The organism is Pseudomonas sp. P4_C1, assembly GCF_056402155.1.
The window spans coordinates 1-17,749 of record NZ_JBFUHY010000022.1 but is presented as its reverse complement, the minus strand read 5'-3'; the positions used below and the strand labels follow the sequence as shown (position 1 = coordinate 17,749).

Genomic DNA, 17,749 nt, shown 5'->3' with positions numbered 1-17,749 from the left:
CCGCTCGGTTGTAGCGGTGTTAAAAAAGCATATAGGCGGATGCGGTCGTCTGGTTCAGGTCGATCTCGCCGACCTCCAGCACTTCGTATTCAGCGCGCAGGCCGACGTTGCGAAAGACATCGACCTCCAGGCCGACACCGTAGGTCAGGTCAACCCCGGTATCGTCGTCGGTGGCATTGCCGTCGGCGTCCCAGGCGTGAGCACCGACACTGCCGAATACCCGCAGCCGATCGCCCAGGGGAAAGCCGACATGGGCGGCAGCCTGGGCCGATTTGCCTTCGAAATCGACATTCTTGTCCTTGAATTGACCCAGGTCGACGTAGGCCCCCTCGAAGGCCAGGTAGCTATTGACGCGATACCCTGCATAAACCTTGTAGCTGGTGTCGTCGTCGTCCAGTCTGGATTCGTCGGTCTGTATGCTGCTTACGCCAGCTCCAAGATATAAACCTTTGTCATCGGCGAGCGCCTGAAAAGACAGCAGCGATAGCAGTGAAGCGAAGCCAAGGTTTCGAAGTCGCATGTGTGGTGGAGTCCTTGTACAGGTTTGTCTGGTGTTAGGGTTCGGCGAGCATTTGAGTGGCCGAGAGGGGTTAATAGAAGTCATTGATTGATATTTTGGCGTCGTAAGGCGGGATGTTTGCCGGGCATTGAAAGTAGCGTCTTGCCAGTGCTTGAACAGGCAGCGCTTTGCAGAACAACCAGCCTTGCGCCAATACAACCCCCTCCGAAACCAGATGCGGCAGTTGCTCCTGAGTCTCCACACCTTCGGCCACGACCTTGAGCCTCAGCGACTTGGCCAACCGGGCAATATGGCGCCACAAGGCGTCCTTGGCCGCGATCTTGCCGTCTGCGATGAACGAGCGGTCTATTTTAAGAATGTCGAAAGGCACTGAATCCAGGAGCGAGAGGTTGCAATTGCCGGTGCCGAAGTCGTCCACGGCAATGCGGTGTCCGCACGCACGAAGCCGTCGCAATTGCAGGGCGGCAGGCTTCTGATCGAGCAGGGTCCTTTCGGTGATTTCAAAGGCCATGGCGGACACAGGCATGTTGTAGGTTGCCAGCACGCTGGCCACATAGTCTGGGAGGCTCGGGTCCTGAATATCCTGGGCGCAAAGATTGACCGTAATGTAGAAGTCCTTGCACGCCCAAAGGTAGGTGCTGTAATCCTCCGCGACTTGTCGAATCACCGAACGCGTAAGTTGGCGGATCAAGCCAGACTTCTCCGCCACCGGGATGAAAACATCCGCAGGCACCTGGGCGCCGTTGTCGTTCCAGTGGGAAAGTGATTCGGCGCCCACCAGATAGCCCGTCGTCAAATTGACGATAGGCTGGTAGTGAACACCCAGGGTGCTGGCTTTCAGGGCATTGCGAAGTCGTACGGCAGTAGAGGTGTAATGTCGTTGAATACACCTTGCGAGCAAAAGCAGTGCTGCGAACACGCACGTAAGGCCAATGAATAATTTGAATTTGAGACCTGTCAGGTAGCTCAACGGAAGAGAAATGACCGAGATCAGTTCATTTCGGTTGCCCGCAAAGGCGATGAGGACCTTGTCTGCCGAGATAACCAGTTCTTCAAGGTGGAAGGGCTTGCGCATCTTCAACGGCTGAGGCCCCGTGGAGGCAATGGGCGCTGCTCCGCCGGGGCCGATGAGGTCCAGTTGCAGGTCTTCGGGAAACTTCAAGTTGTCGAGCAGGATCTTCTTGTTTGCCCAGACGTAGGTTGACTGTTCCGACACAATGATGAAGTCGGTGTCCGCAGAAACTGCGTGACCAGAATCGACCCAATAGCTTCGCTTTCCAACGGAGAACTTGCGCTTCTCGTTATCGGCCAGTATCGACTGGAGTTCTTGTCCGTGGGAGGAACAGATCTTGCCATTGGGCAACTGAATTGCCGCTTGATCGACAAATCGCAGGTTTTTAATCAGGTCGGCCAGTTGTGAATATTGCTCGGCGGAGCATTCCTGGCCCGAACGATCGAGATCGCCGAGGGTTTCCAGTACTTTGTCGATCTGCGCATTGGGCTCCACTTGAGCAGCACGCAGATCGGCATATACGTTATTCAACTTCCGTGCAACGAATTGATCGGCCAGTCCTCCGGCACAGAGCCATGCGGCCCAGCACGTCGCAGCAATCAGGCATACAGTGACTGCGTGCCTTCCAGGTAACGCTTTATATGCGGCAATCATCGAAAAACCCCGAGGTATCAATATTTCACTTTGCACCCTGTAGTCGCGGATTAAAGGTCCTCAGTACCAGTCAATTACCCAGGCCAATAAGATGCCGCTGGCATAGACGGCAATGCACAGTGCGATTTTCTGCTTGAGTGGCAGTGTGTTTATTCGATGATGCATGCTTATCTCCTTGAGCGGGCAAATAAGCAATGGTGGGGCTCTGTGGTTAATCAAAGGAAATTATTAATCATCATTTGCAGGGCTTGGCTGAGTTGCGCCTGGCCGTTTCTGACGGAGTCTCCCCGTAAGCAATCTGATACGCCTTGGAAAACCGGCCCAGATGGTGAAAGTTCCAGAACATTGCGGTTTCTGTCACGGTGGGCCACGTTTTATTAATCAGGTCGCGGCGGGCACTGGCGAGTCTCAGGTTTCTGATGTAAGCGATTGGCGACATCCCGAACGTTTCAATAAAGCCAAAATGCAGGGTGCGCGTGGTGGTATCAAGTTGCCTTACGAGCGACTTTATAGTGAGCGTTTTTTTTGTGTTTTCATGGATGTACTGTATGGCTTCTATCGCCACCTTTCTTCTTGTCGGGACTTTGCGGCTGAAACCGCCAGCGGGTGTCAACGACTTCAATAGAGAAGCTAGCACTGCGCTTTCAATCGCTGAACCCTCTGCTGCGCTGCGTTGTGCTGAAGCAGCGTCGTTGATGTCGACACAGCAAGCGCTGATGGCTTGAACGGCAGATTGTATGAATTGAAAGTTTTCAGCCTGGAAACTGTGTTGTGTTCTGTTTGCAAGTATATCGATGACAGCGTGATGTTGACGGCACCGGTCATAGTTTTCCAGTGTTGTGGTTATGCTGAAAAGCGTTTCATTCGGCTCGCAAGTGTAATGCACCGATTCATCGCTGTGCAGTACGATGATTTCGTCAGGCCGTAGTTTGTGATTGTTTACGACGGGGCGACCAATCGGGGGCTGCGAGATGGCGAATGTAACGAATCCGGCAGGGACAGAACTGACCAGGGTGACGGATGAGTCGAACTCAAGGCGACTGCACTGCAGTTCGGGGCTGTGAAAGAGTTTATGTTGCCGAATGCGCGCCTCTTGCTCGGTTGGAATAAGGCTCATTTCCCATTTGCCTATTGTTCTATTCAGTTGGCTCGGCAAGGCAGAAGACAAATGAAAGATTTCGTCGGGCGGTGCGATACTCATGAAATTGAAGGCTCATCTGTTAAATGATTGGGGTCAAGCCTGACGGGCAGTCATGGAGAAGGTACGCGATTCGGCGTCCTTGCTGTCGGTGAGATCGCCCCATTGGCTTTGAGCGGATTGTCAGAGTCCCCGGATCAGTTCCAGTTCCGCCGAAAATGCGTACTTGCTGTCCAACGGTGAGTCGTCCATGTGTTGAACGTTGCGCGGGTCAATTTTCGAACTGAAGATCTGCAATTGGGGTTTCATCGGGTCAATGGCTGCAGCTGTAAAGGAGTAAAAATCGTCAATACGATAACCGTTTTTTACCTGATAGCTGTTTTTCACTGCACTTGGTACCTTCTTGTTGGTTTCGACACTCGTCAATTTGGCACTGTAGAGGCTCTTGTCGTCGGCCATGGCCTTGAGAGAAAGCAACAAACCAAACGACACGGTGACGAAGTTTTTCAGTAGCATCGAGGCGATTTCCTTATGAACAGTTTATTCAGGCAGAGCAGAATGTCAGCTGCATCTCTGCCGCGATCTGGCCTGAAAATAATCTCACCTCGATGGTGTCTGCCAAAGTCAATAACTCATATTTACGGGGTCGTCAGAAGAGGCCAGTCACCGCTTGCCCCTGCGAACACAACGCTCCTCAAAGTCGTATGAGCGAGTTGGCGTAGCTCATGCCGGTATCACTTTGTGGCGGGGCAGGGAGAGCAGAATCACTGTTCTGCTCGTCAGTATGATACTCATTCTCAGTTTGAATTTTCAGATGCGACAGTTTCTGGCTGTCATCCGGGCTTGTTTCAATTTCATAATATTCAATGGTCGTGTTTTCGACGGAGCGTTCGTCATGCGCGAACGAATAAAATGGCATGGCGGACAGAAAAAAGACCGACAGGAATCCGAAAGTCGTCGATTGATGAGTTCGCAGGAAATGCATGGCTTTCACTTGATTCTCCTGTATAGGGCATTGTCCCGGGCGAGAATCAAGCAGGCTCGATTCCAAGGATTATCGGCGAGGGATTTTTGGCAGGAGAGACGTTTGATTCAAATCAATAAGTATTATTTTTGTTTGGAAATTCTTTGATGTGAACCTTTGCCAAGTGGGCGTCGAGTCGCTGCGGGAGCCCGATTAATGGTTCATGCAGCGTAAACGGCCTAGTTCATGGATGTAAAAACACACGGCGTTTTTATCCTGGGTCGGGATCAACTCGTAGTTTAGAATGGCGCCTTCCTGCAACACATATTGGCGCCTGAAGAACAGGTCAGGAGTCTTTTCAATGGCAAAAAGTTCATTGTCCTGGCTGAGTTTGATATTGCTGACTTTTATCTCGACGTGTGTGTTGTTTTCTCCGATTATATTCGCCGAGATGGTCGCATTGCGGATTTTTCCATTCAGGCTTTCCAGCGTGGTCCCCGTGAGTCGACCATGCCCGATAGTGAGGTATTCTTCGGTGTTGAGTTGGTCGAGATCCTCCAGCCATTGTCGGGATTTTGTCTGGTAACTGGTGTTTTCCATGTAGTGCGAAGGTGAATAGACAAAAGAGAAAATGCACAGTGCATTGATCAAGCCTATCAGAGGCCAGTGAACGGCTTGCGGAATTCCGAACTTCATAAGGTGACTTCCAGACATTGACGAATCATCAAGGCGAGGTCTCTTTCGCTGCTGTTCAACTGCAGATTTGCAGTGCTTTGATCCTGGCGGATGCACGAAACGGAATAATTGGCTTTATACAGGTTGATCCAGACCTGGCCCTTCAGGTTTGGCGGTAGCTGTTCAGTTTGTTTGACCGACAGATCCATCAGCGCCTGAGCCTCGGCAAGATCGCTGCCCACGGCGTGTATGACCAGTCCATCCTTGTCGATACTGGAGATTTCAATTTTTGGCGCGTCGAAGTCGAACTGAAAGACAGTAAAGGCAACGACTGCCAGCGAAACGATATAAGCGATCAGCTGGGCTTTTGTAATGCGAGTGGATCTATTGGTTTTACCCGGGGGTGCAAGCAGTTCATCACTACCCGGGGGCGGTCGTTGTCCCGGGAGGGAGGCGGGTGGCTGCGCCGTTTCCTCTCGGGGTACTGGTACAGCCGCTTCTGCATCGACTACGCATTGCCGGTTGAAGCAATATCCTCGTCGAGGAACAGTCATCAGGATCTCGTGATCCCGACTGTCATTGAGAATATTGCGCAGCGAAAAAACCGTTTGATTCAAACTGCCGGAGGCAACCACGCGGTCATTCCAGGTGTAGTCGATGATTTCATCGCGGCTTTTAGTGACACCTGGCTCCATGAGCAGCAGGTCCAACAGACGCGACTCAGCTCTACCTAACGTGGAATTTTGTACATCTCCATGGGGTGTTGTAATGGAAAGCATGGCGCTATCCGGATCGAATACCGCCACGGCGCCATTTTTCAACTTGAAGGTGTAGCTCATATAAATCTTCCGTTCAGGCGGTGCTGGCCTGAGTATAGGGGCCGGATTTGGCTCGGTACATTCTGGTCTGGGAAGTGAACGAAGATGAGGGCCAGGCGGAAGGTGCACGGCGTGTCGCATTTACAATGCCGGACTGGCTCGTTTCAGAGGCGTGCCGTGCAGCAAACAGCCCGGTCTGTCAGAGGTATCAGTTCAATCATACAAGGGAAAAGCATTGCTGGATGACCCACGGTTTTTGATTTTGACACCGTGAATAATGCTTGGAATGGATTATCTGCGCTATCCGAAAACTGCAAGCTCGGGCAGGTGGGTTTACACGGAGCCAGGCCGGAATGAACTAACTTCGCTATTGCGACAGATTTCAATTGCAACCTGAACTATCAGGATACAAATCAATGATTGTGTTTTTGTGCGCTTGGCTCGTTGAAGACTATTTTTGATTCTTATTAGCTTTGAATCAGGGTCGCTACCGCTTTAAATGGATCTCGAGGAGCGTTGACACACATCGCGTTCATGGTTTGTTTGTCGCGATGTAAACGATCCTCACCTCTCGTTCTACAGCTTTGCCCCGCGTCCTTTCATGAAGGGGCCGGGGCCTTTTTTTGAGCGGACGAAGGCGGTCAGAAGCCAGGACGCGAGCAAAACGACAGGGACACCTACACAATCACTTCAGGCCATTGTCGTCGCCGATCAAGGCAAGACATCGTAACCACGTTGTTGCAGGCAGCTGCTGTAGACGGAGTTATTGGCGGTGAGGCTTTGTTCGCTCGCACTCAGATTCTGCCGACGCTCCTGGCGTTGCCTGGAGCCCCCTACGATGGCACCGGCAGCCGCGGCACTGTGTACGCGGTTCTGCCGATAGTCTTGCCTGGTATCGTCGTCGATCTGGTCATAGAGGTTTTCATGTTGGCGACCCCGAACTTCTGCCGCTGTCGCGCCGGCTACCGCGGCGGTTGCGGCGCCCTTGACCCGACCACCGGAGGGCACGGTGCTTTGCACCGGATGTTGCGCGTTGGCCTGGGATTGGCAGGCACTGGTGTCCTGCTGGATGGTCTGGGAGGTCTGGCCTTTGAGGGGTACCACCGTCGCCGCCTGGGCGCTGGTGCTCAAGAGCATCACAAGAATCGTCAAGGCACAGGTGCTCAGGAACACCATAAGGACCGCTAAGGTTTCAGCCAGTATTTTCATCATTGAGCCTCACGTCAGGCGTCGGCACGGCTAACGGTTTGTCAGAGGGAAAACGCGGCGGGGTGTCACATTGAAACCCCATGCCGGTCCGCTTGCCATGCCATCCAATGCCGGTGGACGGCAGGCATTTCCACGTTTGCGATGGGGTTTGCCTGAGCGTCAACGCTTGAGGAGGAGGGCCTGCATATCGTCTGTCATGCCTTTGAGTGCAACCTTGAAGTCATTGGCAACAATCGGCTGTTCGGCATTCTTGATGGTCTCGCCGAATACCTTGCGTACGATCTTCGCGACCGGCATACCGGTTTTTGCGTCGATCAGGTTGGCTTCGATGTACAACTCGGCAGTCTGATCCCTATGCCCGGTGGCTGCTTGTGTCGCCCCGACAATGGCCCCGATTGGAACGGCCTCATACCAGTGCATGCCTTCGTTGTTGGCGCTGACGTGAGTGATCGCCGCTTGCAGGATCAGCGACCGTGAATCGGTCGGTACCAACTGCGCATATGGGACGATCGTGTAGCGCTGGGCAAAGGCGGTCTTGACGCTATTGCTGGCCATCAATTGCAAGTCTTGCAGCGTCTTCAGGCTGACGCGCGCGGTCGGCTGCGGCGCTGGATACAGCTCCATCTGCCGGAACACCACAGTGGAGTACGCGCGAGGATCGAACCCCGGCGATACCCAGCGCAATACCTTCTGCTCACTTGGCGTAGTTTGCTCCTCCAGGCCCTGGTAATTGCCCAGGAAGCCCGAGTATTGCTCTTGCTGTGCCACTTTCGAGACACAGCCGACCTGAAATACACAGCTCAAAGCTATACCCGCAATCCATTTATTCGACATGCCCATGTGTTTGGTTCTCAAGTGATGAAAGTTGTCATTCGGGTTCCGACCTGGCTCCAGGCATTGGGCTGGGCGCCTCGTATTCGGGCACTGGTATTCGCCAGTCGGTTACGCAAAGCAGGTGCTTGCACGCCGGTCAATGCGGGCCGAATGCTGCCCGTAGCAGCGGGATAATCCGAATCAATAACTCTTAAAAACTGTTAAACGCACGACCAGGAAAGATTGCACATCGATCACAGTTGCCTACGCTAACCCTTTGCAACCCGGCTTTGGCGTCTACAGGTGAGTGAGCATGGATCGGAAAGAACGATGGATGGGCACCGCGTCGACACTCGTCGCTGTGTTGGGCTGCATCACGGTGGCTCAGGCTGACGATTCGGCAGAGTTGGCGAAGAAAGCCCTCAACCCGGTCGCGGCGATGTACAGCCTGCCGGTGCAGTACAACTGGGATCAGAAGATGGGGCCGACCGGGGAGGGTATGCACAGCGTCACCAATATCCAGCCTGTGCTGCCGTTTGCCTTGAACGAAGACTGGAACCTCATTTCCCGGACCATTCTGCCGATCATCGACCAGCACGGCCTGGCTCCCAATGGCGCGGCGGACAAGTCCGGCACAGGCGATATCACCCAGAGCTTTTTCTTCTCGCCGACCAAGCCCACGGACAGTGGCTGGATACTCGGCGGCGGCCCGGCGTTGTTGATACCGACCGGCAGTGACGAATTGCTCGGCAGCGAGCAATGGGGCCTGGGCCCGACGGCGGTGGCGTTGAAACAGTCCAATGGCTGGACCCGAGGCATTCTGGCCAACCATATCTGGGGCCTGGACGGCAGCCCGCCAGACGACAAGGAAAAGGTCAACCAGACCTTCCTGCAACCCTTCCTCTCGTACACCACTCATACGTACACGACCTACGGGGTGAACACCGAGTCGACCTACAATTGGCAATCGCGCGAATGGTCGGTACCGATCAACCTGACGGTCACCCAACTGCTGAGAATCGGCGGCCAGCCGCTGACGGTGCAGGCCGGCCCGCGCTACTGGCTCGACAGCCCGGAAGACGGCCCACAAGGCTGGGGCTTTCGCGCCGCCGTGACGTTCCTGTTTCCACGCTGATACGCCGTTTCGGACGGCCTGGAGGAGACACCGCATGGACCGATTCACCGGCGGTTGTCTGTGCGGCAAGGTGCGCCTTGTCGCATCGGGGCGCCCGTTCCGGGTTGGCGTTTGTCACTGCCTCGACTGCCGCAAGCATCACGGGGCGCTGTTTCATGCGTCCGCGATATTTCATCAGGATGCGGTGACGATCGAAGGCGAAACACGTGACTACGCCGGGCGGCATTTCTGTCCGCACTGCGGTTCGTCGGTGTTCTCGCGCAGCGCAGACGAAGTCGAGGTGAACCTCGGATCCCTGGATGCCCCTGACCAGTTGACCCCAACCTACGAGAGCTGGATCGTGCGGCGCGAGGCCTGGTTGCCGGCGTTTGCGCTCACCCGACACTACGAGCGCGATCGAGATGCCACGGGGCGTTTTGAGGACTAGCGGCTATAATCTTTGGCGCCCCATGGGCCATTTGATCGACGCTGTAACTGAGCCTGGGGGCATATCCTGATTGGCAAGCTAACGCTCAAAAAAGCACGAACTCGATCGTCTGGCGATACCGTTTAGTTTTTCTTCTTGATGAGTTTATTCATGTAGTACTTTAGGCTAAAACGATCTTTTGGCCTTGGTTTGTAGTGGGTTTTGTTTCTTTGTGCAGGATCGATCACCATGGTTCCTGCGGTGTAGTAATAAAGTGCGATAGACCTGCGGGTGATGTGTTCTGGAGTCGTCAAAGGCTCTGGGTGCCCATGATTACTGTCTTTGTCCGTATTGAAAATGACACATCGATTGTAAATCGGCAGGATTTTTTTAAGGCAGGTCTTCATGTCGACATCCCAAAGTTCCAGGTTGCCGCCGTATTCCTCTCGCCAGTCTTCAGTCAGATAAATTATGATATTCAGTCGGCGCTCAACATTAAGCTTTTTGTTGAGCCTGAAGTCCGAGTGCACCCCCAGGAAACCACCGCTTTTGGTTTCATGCAGGCCGCCACCGACAAAGTAGGGGTCGGGTATCAAACCTTCGATGCCGGTGAGCTTTTCAAGAAATTGCAACATGGGGGCCGAGTTAAAGATGTTGAAAACAGCCTTCAAATGGGGCGCGCATTCGTTGGGACTGATTTGACGTTTTCGTTGACCTTTATAGCCTCGCTCGTAGAGCATTTCGTTATTGGTTGGCTCGGTTGGGAAGTGCGAGCAGATACTTGCAATCAGGTCTTCGTGCAAGAAGTTGTCGATGACTATGTGCGGAAATGGCGTAGCCTGAGTATAGCGACTGGTCAATGACTCACCAAAGGCGCTGGCGGCGTTTTGGTCGAAATCAAGCTCCGGGGACAGGGTGATAGGTAGTGCTTGAGTGATGGGTGCCATTACCGCTCCAATAACTTAATATAAAAACTTATAGGTGACGTCAAGCAGCGTTGAGCGCACGGCTCGTTGCGTCTATTCGTAACTTAGCTTTTTTTGTCGTCCTTGTTCAGACGCTTAAGGATGTTGTTGTACATTTTGGTTCGTCTATGAGTCTTGTCATAGCCACCAGCCGCTGCGACAGTGCCGGCCTGAATGTGATCCAGATAACTGAAGATTTTACGCGGCGATAACATTTCAACGACATAGCCAAGCTCGGTCATGCGGTCCTGGAGTGTATAGCCTGGTACACGGTCATCCATCGAAAAATGCAAGTTGTGCTGTTTGATGAGTTTGCAGTTCCACAAGGTGCAGAAACTTTTCAAGTAGACTTCTTTGTACGGTTTTGGTTCTCTGGAACGCAATCCCATCGAGATTTTCAGGCGCCTGAAATGATGTTTGAATAGTCGCGAGCTAAAGCGCCAAAAAGTTCTGGTGGTGCCGCGGTTTAATTGCTCAACACAACCGACGGCAACGACGTTCGGGTTTTTTAAGCATTTATTCATCATCATCGGAAAAACATTTTTATCGAAAACAAACGTATCAGTGTGCATCAAGAATAAATAATCGGTTTCAATCCGCTCCAGCACCAGGTCAAGTGCCTTGCCATGCGCGATGTGGCCTGGTTCTGGTTCGGTTACAGAACGCTCGATTAAATTGATCCAGTCAAGCGTTCGTAAATACTCAGTGCTTTCATCGGCGGAGTAGTTGTCAACTACCCATATTGGGACGCCTTTGGTGCCCACATGCTGGTGCAATAAGTCCAGGCATATCTTGGTGATTTCCGGTGTTTTGTAATTCACTATGACGATGCTGAAAGCTTTAGAGCTTTCGGGCGGAGAATCAGGGTTGTTCATTGTTCAGGTGCTCAATGGTATTGTATTTAGTTGTAGAAGTAGTTGAATCTGCATGCAGATTCTGCTTGTTTTTCTACGCAAAATTTTCGTGGCTATAGAGCACATTTTGTTGGATCGCTTTGTTATGCATAACAACCATAGCTTACTCAGGCCTGATGGAGCGCAGTAGAGTGGACTTCATCGTATAAGGATCTGCTCTATAGGTAAATATCCGTGACTTGATTCGTTGAATCAGGAGGCTGCTCAGGCGAGCGTCTGCCCGGGAGCAACGTGCACGCACGAAGCCTGATATGGCGTAAAGCCAGTGACACAACAGCCCGCCATCCACTGAGAGGGTGGCGGGCTGTTGTTCAGCGTTTCAGTGGGGGCTATTGAATTCAGCTCACAGTTTGTAGCCAATCTGCCGCAACAGGTTCTTGCGCCACTGGATGTCTTCATCGCCTTCAATGTCATTGGCACGCAAGCCATCCACTACGCCCAGGATTGCTCGCCCTTGTTCCGTCTCGGCGAGAATCACTTCGGTTGGATTGGCTGTTGCACAAAAAATACGACATACCTCTGGAACCATTTTGATGGTGTTCAACACGTTCAGCGGATAGAAGCCATCGCCCAGGAAAATGATGAAGCTATGGCCTGCGCCGATGGCTTTCGCATTCTTCTGTGCAAGTTCAATCATTGAGGTATCGGTGCCAGACCATCGCACCAGGCACTTGCCAGAGGCTTCACAAAAGGCCACGCCAAACTGGATACCTGGCACGGCATTAACCAGCGCTTCGTGGATGTCCTCGACGGACTTGATGAAGTGAGTCTGACCCAAAATGAAATTCGTCATATCCGGTTTATCGATTTTCAACGTGATGAGTTGCATCTCAAACGCCTCCTTTCACGATGTTGCTACCAGAGTCTGTCAACAAACCAAGCATAGCTACTCATGGGTTATCGCTGCTTCCACTGAAGGAACTCGAGGAGACCCTGGCTGGGCCACGCTGGCCCTCAGCGCTCTGGCTACCTGGGTCTGGATCGCGTAGGCAGGCGTTTCAACGGCTGAGTAATCACGGGTATAGCGAGTGGCGAACTCGCTGACGCCCCATTGCTGGTACTGCTGCACGTGCTTCAGTTCGTGCGCCCACAGCGCGACATTGTTCAGTGCATCATCGGGACTGCGAAAGACGATGATGTCGACAAGGGTGACTGCATTGACATCGGGATTCTGCAGCATGGTGTTTGCGGCGTTCAATTCCGCATCGTCGCCAACCTTGTAGCGAGCCGAATCGAGCACTCCAATGTCATAGTAGGGTTCGAGCTGGGCCCGGATATTCAGCGGGACTGGCCGGATATCACCCGTTGCCAGGGTATTGCGCGATTGCACGATCCAGCTCTGTAAACCGGCGGCCGCTATCTGGTTCATGTTATCGAAGATCTCCCCAACGTCCCCTTTGGAGCCTGGAGCACAAAAACAAGCGCCCACGCAGACCTGGTACTGTCCTTGCGGGCAGGCGAAAGCAGAGGACGAAGTACCAACGCAGAAAAGCGCTATCGCCAAGCGGACAAGTTGGCGCATAAAGGCAGGTGACAATTGGTTCTCCCAGAGGCAATGGCGGTCGGCAGGCGATGATTCGGGCAGGTTGTCCTGCCACGTGTTGGACCGCACTGGGTGCCGTTCGATTCCCTGGGGTCCACATAATATTCAGGCCATTGCCCATATCGTTCTGGAGCTTGCATGAAAGTTGGCGTGATTTCCGATACCCACGGCTTGCTCCGTCCCGAAGCGCTTGCCGCCCTGGCGGGGTGCGAGCAGATCATTCATGCCGGCGACATCGGTAGCCCGGAAATTCTTCACCGACTGGCGTCTATCGCTGCGCTGCACGTCGTGCGCGGGAACAATGATCAAAACCAGGCATGGGCAGGAAATCTCCCTGATTTTCTGCGATTGGACCTCAACGGTTGGCAGACGCTGTTGGTGCATGACATTGCCGATGTTCCGGTCGATCTGGACCCAGGCATAAAGCTGGTGATCACCGGCCACTCCCACAAGCCACGCATGGAATGGCGTGAGGAGCGATTGTTTGTCAATCCTGGCAGCGCGGGGCGACGACGCTTCAAGCTGCCTGTCACGCTGGCCCTGCTCGAAGTAACGGCGACTTCGATTGAGCCTCGGTTGCTAGACCTGTTGGAGCAGCCCCCGGATTGATTGAACCCTTGACGATTTGAAACAGCAATATTCAGAAAATACAAATGAGAATATGTATTAAATGCTGGTGATACGTCATCAGAGTTCTTTCAGGAAGCCCAGTAGCAGTTCATTGACCTCTGTCGCGCGCTCTCGCTGTATCCAGTGGCCGGCATCTTCGAGGATATGACTCCCACGCAGGCCCGGCAGTGTCTGCGCGAAAGCTTCGATCTGCTGCGGAGCGCCCGGAAACTTCAGCACGGCGTCGCGGCTCCCGGCAATGAACATCGAGGGCTGGCGGATAATGCAACCGCGCCAGGGTGCCAGCAGTGCCCATGAGCGAGTCATGTTGCGGTACCAGTTCAAGCCGCCGCGAAATCCGCTGCGGGTGAATTCGCCGGTGTAGTAGGCAATATCCGCAAGGCTTAGCCAGGCTGGCAGGGTTTCTGGCTCGATCATCCCCCCCAGGAAACCCTGGCCTGGCTGCAGCCGGCCGAACACCGGCCCATCGGGCCCGTCACCCGAACCACTGAAGTAGATACGCCGGATCGACGACTCGACATCGCTTTCCAGCTCGGCCTCGGCCACACCCGGCGTCTGGAAGTACTGGATATAAAAGTCGCTGATACCCCGCGAGGCAAGCGCGCTCAGGAGCTCCACGCGACCCGGTGGCGAGAAGGGCACGCTCATGCCGATCACTGCGCGGAACAGATCGGGTCGCATCATTGCTGCGCTCCATGCCACCAGCGCGCCCCAGTCATGACCGACGATCACGGCTTGTTGTTCGCCGAGTGCGTTGACCAACTCCACCATGTCGCCTACCAGGTGGAGCGTGGTGTAGGCGTCGGGTTCGGCCGGCGCATCGGTGCCGCCATAGCCACGCATGTCGGGCGCGACCGCTCTATAGCCAGCGCTCGCCAACGCCGCAAGCTGGTTGCGCCACGAGTACCACAGCTCCGGGAAACCGTGGCATAGCAAGACCAACGGGCCGCAACCTTGCGTTGCTACCTGCATGCGGATGCCATTGATGTCGAGTATTTCGAGGTGTGGCTCGTTCATGTGCGCTTCCTGCCATTCAAGCGATGGACTCCAGCAACCGCGGCAGATTCGCCTGAGCCTTCTGCCGGCTGACAGAGAGCCGATACAGTTGTGCCATTTTCTCGGTGTCGGTTTCTTGCAGGCCCCTGAGCACCGCCGTCAGAAAGAATAAGCGCGACTGCCTGATCCAGCGCGACAGGCCTTCATGCTCTGCCCAGCGTAGTTGGTTACCCAGGTACACCGCCCACATTCTGATCCAGTCCGTGGGGACGTGAGGCGGGGGCACCATCGTGCAAAGCGCGTTCATTTGCGCTTGATCGGTCAGGTGGCTTTCCACATAAGCGATCAGGGCCGCGCTGAACACGGGTTGGCAACTGCTGACCATCAACAGGTTGATCCTGGCGCCGTCGAACACCTTCATTTCAGGCAGTGACGGGATGGCACTGGCGCTGCAATCAATGTGCAGAGTATCCGGGCTCGTGGCGATGCTGCCCCGGTCGAGCACGATGCGCGCTGGCTCGATAGCTCGCACCCTGCCCAGGCGCACAATGTTGCCGATGCGTCGAAGCTCGCGTAATTCCGCTTGTGTGACGGTGGCGCAGCGGTAAGCAGTGGGTTCGACGGACTTATCCAGGCGCAGGAGCTGGCCAGCCGCCTCAAGTCTTGCGAACAGGTCCGGGATCGAGCCTGCGGCTGCGATGGCCTCGAATTGTGCCATGAGGCCGCCGACTGTTCGTTCGAAGCTGTCGGGGCCGGGTTGCAGGTTGGCCCGGTCGATCAACCACGGATCGTTCGGCATGATCCAGCAGATTTTTGCGGGCGCAACACCGTTTTGCAGACACCACAGGCACGCGTCGATCCCGGTCTTGCCCGACCCCACCACTACGTAGCCAGAGTGGGGGTGCCGGATCTTCGGCAGGTCGTTCAGTGGCACGCATTGTACGCCGGCCTCCACCCTGTACCTGGGCGGGTGGGTCGAGGGAACTGCCGTCTGGGCATGGGTGGCGTCTACCACCTTTTTGTGCACCCGGACCTGATGGTTTACGCCGCTGACCTGCGAGGTAAACCGGTGGTCGTCAATGCGGTCGCCGGTGTAGTTGCACATGGGGAAGTAACGGACTTGACCTGACGGCAGAAACTGCTGATTCATCACCTGGTCGAAGTAGCTCACCACCTCGGCGCCGGAGGCCAGCTCATACAAGCCCTCGTTGAGTGCCGCCTGGTCTTTCGTTCCGCTGCCCAGTTCCCGTGAGTTGACGCCATAGAAGGCCGAGGGCTGGTGCAATCGTACGAACGGGTAGGCGTCATTCCAGTGCCCGCCAGGTCGGTCGTGTCGATCCACCATTATCATGCGTGCATTCGTTTCCTTGAGTAGCGTATCGACGAAAGCCATGGCCGTCGCGCCAGCACCGATGATCAGGTAGTCGGTTTCGATCAGGTTTGCGTCCATATGCTTTCGCCTTTCTGAAGGTTCCCCCCTCAACTTCAGAAGATTAGCCACCTGTACCGAGCCCAATAGAACGAATGCTCCTCACACAAATAACCGATGGAATTAATGGTTGGAGTGTGGGTTGCGACTCTCCAGTCGATGCAATACCTGACGTTCTGGCGTATGCACGTAGTGGCTCGACACTCGCGCATTCAAACGCCAGTTCGGTACCTCCCAAGGCGCCTGGTGCAGACAATCAGCAAGCAAAAGTCCGGTGCCGGGAATCACCCGGCCGTTACTCAATAAGCTGATCGATCAACACCGCGTTGGTATAGATCAAGCTGCCGTCGCTCGCACGGTGCCCGACCAGATGAAACTGACCGCGTTCGTCGTGCAGATAGACTCGCATTTGACAGTCGGACAAGGGGGCGTATCCCTCCGGCATGATCAACTCCATCGAGTCCATATCGACATCGACCATGGACTCACGCTCGTGGGAATTCTGCAAGCGCTCTTCGGCCTCCTCCAGACGGACATGCAGAGGGCCGTCGACGTAAAAATGGATCTCACCGATCGGGATGGACTTCTGGTCGGGGCTGGGCTTGCACCAGCCTTCGATCGTCAGGGCACTCATGACGAAACCTCCCATGTGGTTTGCTGAACGCTGTAGCTATCGTCTCTGCTCAAGGTCATCACTTACGTTTGATGACTACACAAGGGCAGGGTTCATCCTTTGGGGCCGCTTGCGGTCGCACTCTGCCGTTCGTCATCAGAAATCAAGTATAGCTGGCAACCGGAACTTCCTTGTCAGCCTCACGGTACAAGCCGATGGCTCTATACTTCTCACTGACTTTACCCGCCCGGCTGGGTGGTATTTGTCTGCCCTGCCTGGACGTAAGTGGCGATGCTGTTGCATAACCAATGAACAACAGGAATAGGATGAAGAGGAAATGGCAATAGCAATTGTCCTGATACTAATCGTTATTGCATCAGTGCTATTCAACATACTAGCGCCCTGGCAGGCGACACCGGCAGCTTCCAACTGGGGCTCTATAGACACCACCCTGTTCATCACCCTGGTCATTAGCGGAATATTTTTCATTGCCATCACGGTATTCATGGCGATAGCGGTGATGCGCTTTCGTCACAAGAAGGGGTCTCGGGCGGCCTATCAGCCAGAAAATAAAAAGCTGGAGTTATGGTTGATTATCGTTACCTCGCTAGGGATTGCCGGGATGTTGGCGCCTGGTCTGGTTGTTTATAACGATTTCATCCGGGTGCCGAACAATGCTTACGAACTTGAAGTGGTCGCCCAGCAGTGGCAGTGGGCCTTTCGTTTTCCCGGCCAGGACGGGAAGTTGGGCAAGTCGGATATCAAGTTTGTTGATTCCGCCAATCCCCTCGGCGTTGATCCCAAGGATCCTGCAGGGCAGGACGATGTGCTGGTAATGAATAATGAAGTTCGCCTTCCGCTCGATCGGCCGGTGAAAGTCTTGCTGCGCGCTAAAGATGTCCTGCACGATTTCTATGTACCGCAAATTCGCAGCAAGATGGATATGGTGCCTGGGATGGTGTCGTACTTTTGGTTTACGCCGACTAAAACCGGAAAATACGAAGTCCTTTGCGCTGAATATTGTGGCGTAGGTCATTACAACATGCGTGGCCATATGATCGTGGAGGAACAGGCCGTCTTCGATCAATGGCTAAAAGGCCAACCGACTTTTGCGCAGACATTGACGACGGCGGCCAGGCCCAGTCGGGACAGCGTGCTGGAAAAAGGCCGCCAGTTGGTCGAACAACATGGCTGCAAGGCCTGTCATAGCCAGGATGGCAGTGCCAGTCTCGGCCCGGGATGGAAGGATTTGTACGGCCGCACTGAACAGCTTGCCGATGGCTCCCGTGTGCAGGTCGACGAGGCCTACCTGAAA

20 protein-coding genes are annotated in these 17,749 nt (G+C 54.4%); 4 read left to right on the top strand and 16 right to left on the bottom strand.

Annotated features, from left to right (window positions below):
* Positions 1–19: 19 nt before the first annotated feature.
* The 9 genes from AC1DU9_RS15075 to AC1DU9_RS15035 all read right to left on the bottom strand — a co-directional run bounded on the left by AC1DU9_RS15075 (position 20) and on the right by AC1DU9_RS15035 (position 7,830).
* Positions 20–520, bottom strand: coding sequence for an outer membrane beta-barrel protein (locus AC1DU9_RS15075; RefSeq protein ID WP_223460709.1), 501 nt, complete (start codon positions 518–520; stop codon positions 20–22).
* A 70-nt stretch (positions 521–590) separates the two neighbouring features.
* Positions 591–2,186 (bottom strand): EAL domain-containing protein, encoded by a 1,596-nt coding sequence (locus AC1DU9_RS15070; RefSeq protein ID WP_223460707.1) that lies wholly within the window; start codon positions 2,184–2,186, stop codon positions 591–593.
* Between the two features lie 235 nt (positions 2,187–2,421).
* Positions 2,422–3,387, bottom strand: a complete 966-nt coding sequence (locus tag AC1DU9_RS15065) for a helix-turn-helix domain-containing protein (RefSeq protein ID WP_223460705.1) — start codon at positions 3,385–3,387, stop codon at positions 2,422–2,424.
* Between the two features lie 120 nt (positions 3,388–3,507).
* Positions 3,508–3,840 carry a hypothetical protein gene (locus AC1DU9_RS15060; RefSeq protein ID WP_223460703.1) on the bottom strand — a complete coding sequence of 111 codons (333 nt, stop codon included), beginning with the start codon at positions 3,838–3,840 and terminating at the stop codon, positions 3,508–3,510.
* Between the two features lie 178 nt (positions 3,841–4,018).
* Complete coding sequence (locus AC1DU9_RS15055; RefSeq protein ID WP_223460813.1) at positions 4,019–4,309, bottom strand: hypothetical protein; 291 nt, start codon at positions 4,307–4,309, stop codon at positions 4,019–4,021.
* A 192-nt stretch (positions 4,310–4,501) separates the two neighbouring features.
* A complete protein-coding gene (locus AC1DU9_RS15050; RefSeq protein WP_223460702.1) occupies positions 4,502–4,984 on the bottom strand; it encodes a hypothetical protein in 483 nt (160 codons plus the stop codon).
* Positions 4,981–5,802, bottom strand: a complete 822-nt coding sequence (locus tag AC1DU9_RS15045; protein ID WP_223460700.1) for a transcriptional regulator — start codon at positions 5,800–5,802, stop codon at positions 4,981–4,983. Before AC1DU9_RS15045 ends, AC1DU9_RS15050 begins: the two co-directional genes overlap by 4 nt.
* A 690-nt stretch (positions 5,803–6,492) precedes the next feature.
* Positions 6,493–6,990 (bottom strand): YMGG-like glycine zipper-containing protein, encoded by a 498-nt coding sequence (locus AC1DU9_RS15040; RefSeq protein WP_223460811.1) that lies wholly within the window; start codon positions 6,988–6,990, stop codon positions 6,493–6,495.
* Positions 6,991–7,149: 159 nt separating this feature from the next.
* A complete protein-coding gene (locus tag AC1DU9_RS15035; RefSeq protein WP_223460698.1) occupies positions 7,150–7,830 on the bottom strand; it encodes a DUF3313 domain-containing protein in 681 nt (226 codons plus the stop codon).
* Between the two features lie 307 nt (positions 7,831–8,137).
* Here AC1DU9_RS15035 and AC1DU9_RS15030 point away from each other — a divergent pair, with 307 nt between their 5' ends.
* On the top strand, positions 8,138–8,938 hold the full coding sequence (locus tag AC1DU9_RS15030) for a transporter (protein WP_411740704.1): 801 nt from the start codon (positions 8,138–8,140) through the stop codon (positions 8,936–8,938).
* 34 nt (positions 8,939–8,972) lie between these two features.
* Positions 8,973–9,365 carry a GFA family protein gene (locus AC1DU9_RS15025; RefSeq protein ID WP_223460694.1) on the top strand — a complete coding sequence of 131 codons (393 nt, stop codon included), beginning with the start codon at positions 8,973–8,975 and terminating at the stop codon, positions 9,363–9,365.
* Positions 9,366–9,487: 122 nt separating this feature from the next.
* On the opposite strand, the gene AC1DU9_RS15020 is transcribed toward AC1DU9_RS15025, so the two are convergent.
* From AC1DU9_RS15020 to AC1DU9_RS15005, 4 genes are all read right to left on the bottom strand, one after another.
* Positions 9,488–10,291, bottom strand: a complete 804-nt coding sequence (locus AC1DU9_RS15020; protein ID WP_108215750.1) for a 2OG-Fe(II) oxygenase — start codon at positions 10,289–10,291, stop codon at positions 9,488–9,490.
* Between the two features lie 83 nt (positions 10,292–10,374).
* Positions 10,375–11,184, bottom strand: coding sequence for a glycosyltransferase (locus AC1DU9_RS15015; protein WP_223460692.1), 810 nt, complete (start codon positions 11,182–11,184; stop codon positions 10,375–10,377).
* A 382-nt stretch (positions 11,185–11,566) separates the two neighbouring features.
* Positions 11,567–12,052, bottom strand: coding sequence for an adenosine-specific kinase (locus AC1DU9_RS15010; protein WP_223460690.1), 486 nt, complete (start codon positions 12,050–12,052; stop codon positions 11,567–11,569).
* Positions 12,053–12,109: 57 nt separating this feature from the next.
* Complete coding sequence (locus AC1DU9_RS15005; protein WP_317851121.1) at positions 12,110–12,592, bottom strand: eCIS core domain-containing protein; 483 nt, start codon at positions 12,590–12,592, stop codon at positions 12,110–12,112.
* Between the two features lie 312 nt (positions 12,593–12,904).
* On the opposite strand from AC1DU9_RS15005, the gene AC1DU9_RS15000 reads away from it, so the two are divergent.
* A complete protein-coding gene (locus AC1DU9_RS15000; RefSeq protein ID WP_223460688.1) occupies positions 12,905–13,375 on the top strand; it encodes a metallophosphoesterase family protein in 471 nt (156 codons plus the stop codon).
* Between the two features lie 78 nt (positions 13,376–13,453).
* Here AC1DU9_RS15000 and AC1DU9_RS14995 read toward each other — a convergent pair whose 3' ends face one another.
* The 3 genes from AC1DU9_RS14995 to AC1DU9_RS14985 form a co-directional block, all read right to left on the bottom strand.
* A complete protein-coding gene (locus tag AC1DU9_RS14995) occupies positions 13,454–14,413 on the bottom strand; it encodes an alpha/beta fold hydrolase (RefSeq protein WP_223460686.1) in 960 nt (319 codons plus the stop codon).
* Between the two features lie 16 nt (positions 14,414–14,429).
* Complete coding sequence (locus tag AC1DU9_RS14990; RefSeq protein WP_223460684.1) at positions 14,430–15,842, bottom strand: NAD(P)/FAD-dependent oxidoreductase; 1,413 nt, start codon at positions 15,840–15,842, stop codon at positions 14,430–14,432.
* Between the two features lie 274 nt (positions 15,843–16,116).
* On the bottom strand, positions 16,117–16,455 hold the full coding sequence (locus AC1DU9_RS14985) for a hypothetical protein (RefSeq protein ID WP_223460682.1): 339 nt from the start codon (positions 16,453–16,455) through the stop codon (positions 16,117–16,119).
* A gap of 316 nt (positions 16,456–16,771) precedes the next feature.
* Between AC1DU9_RS14985 and AC1DU9_RS14980 the strand changes: the two genes are divergently transcribed.
* On the top strand, positions 16,772–17,749 hold a 978-nt coding region (locus tag AC1DU9_RS14980; protein ID WP_477810423.1), incomplete at its 3' end, for a cytochrome B.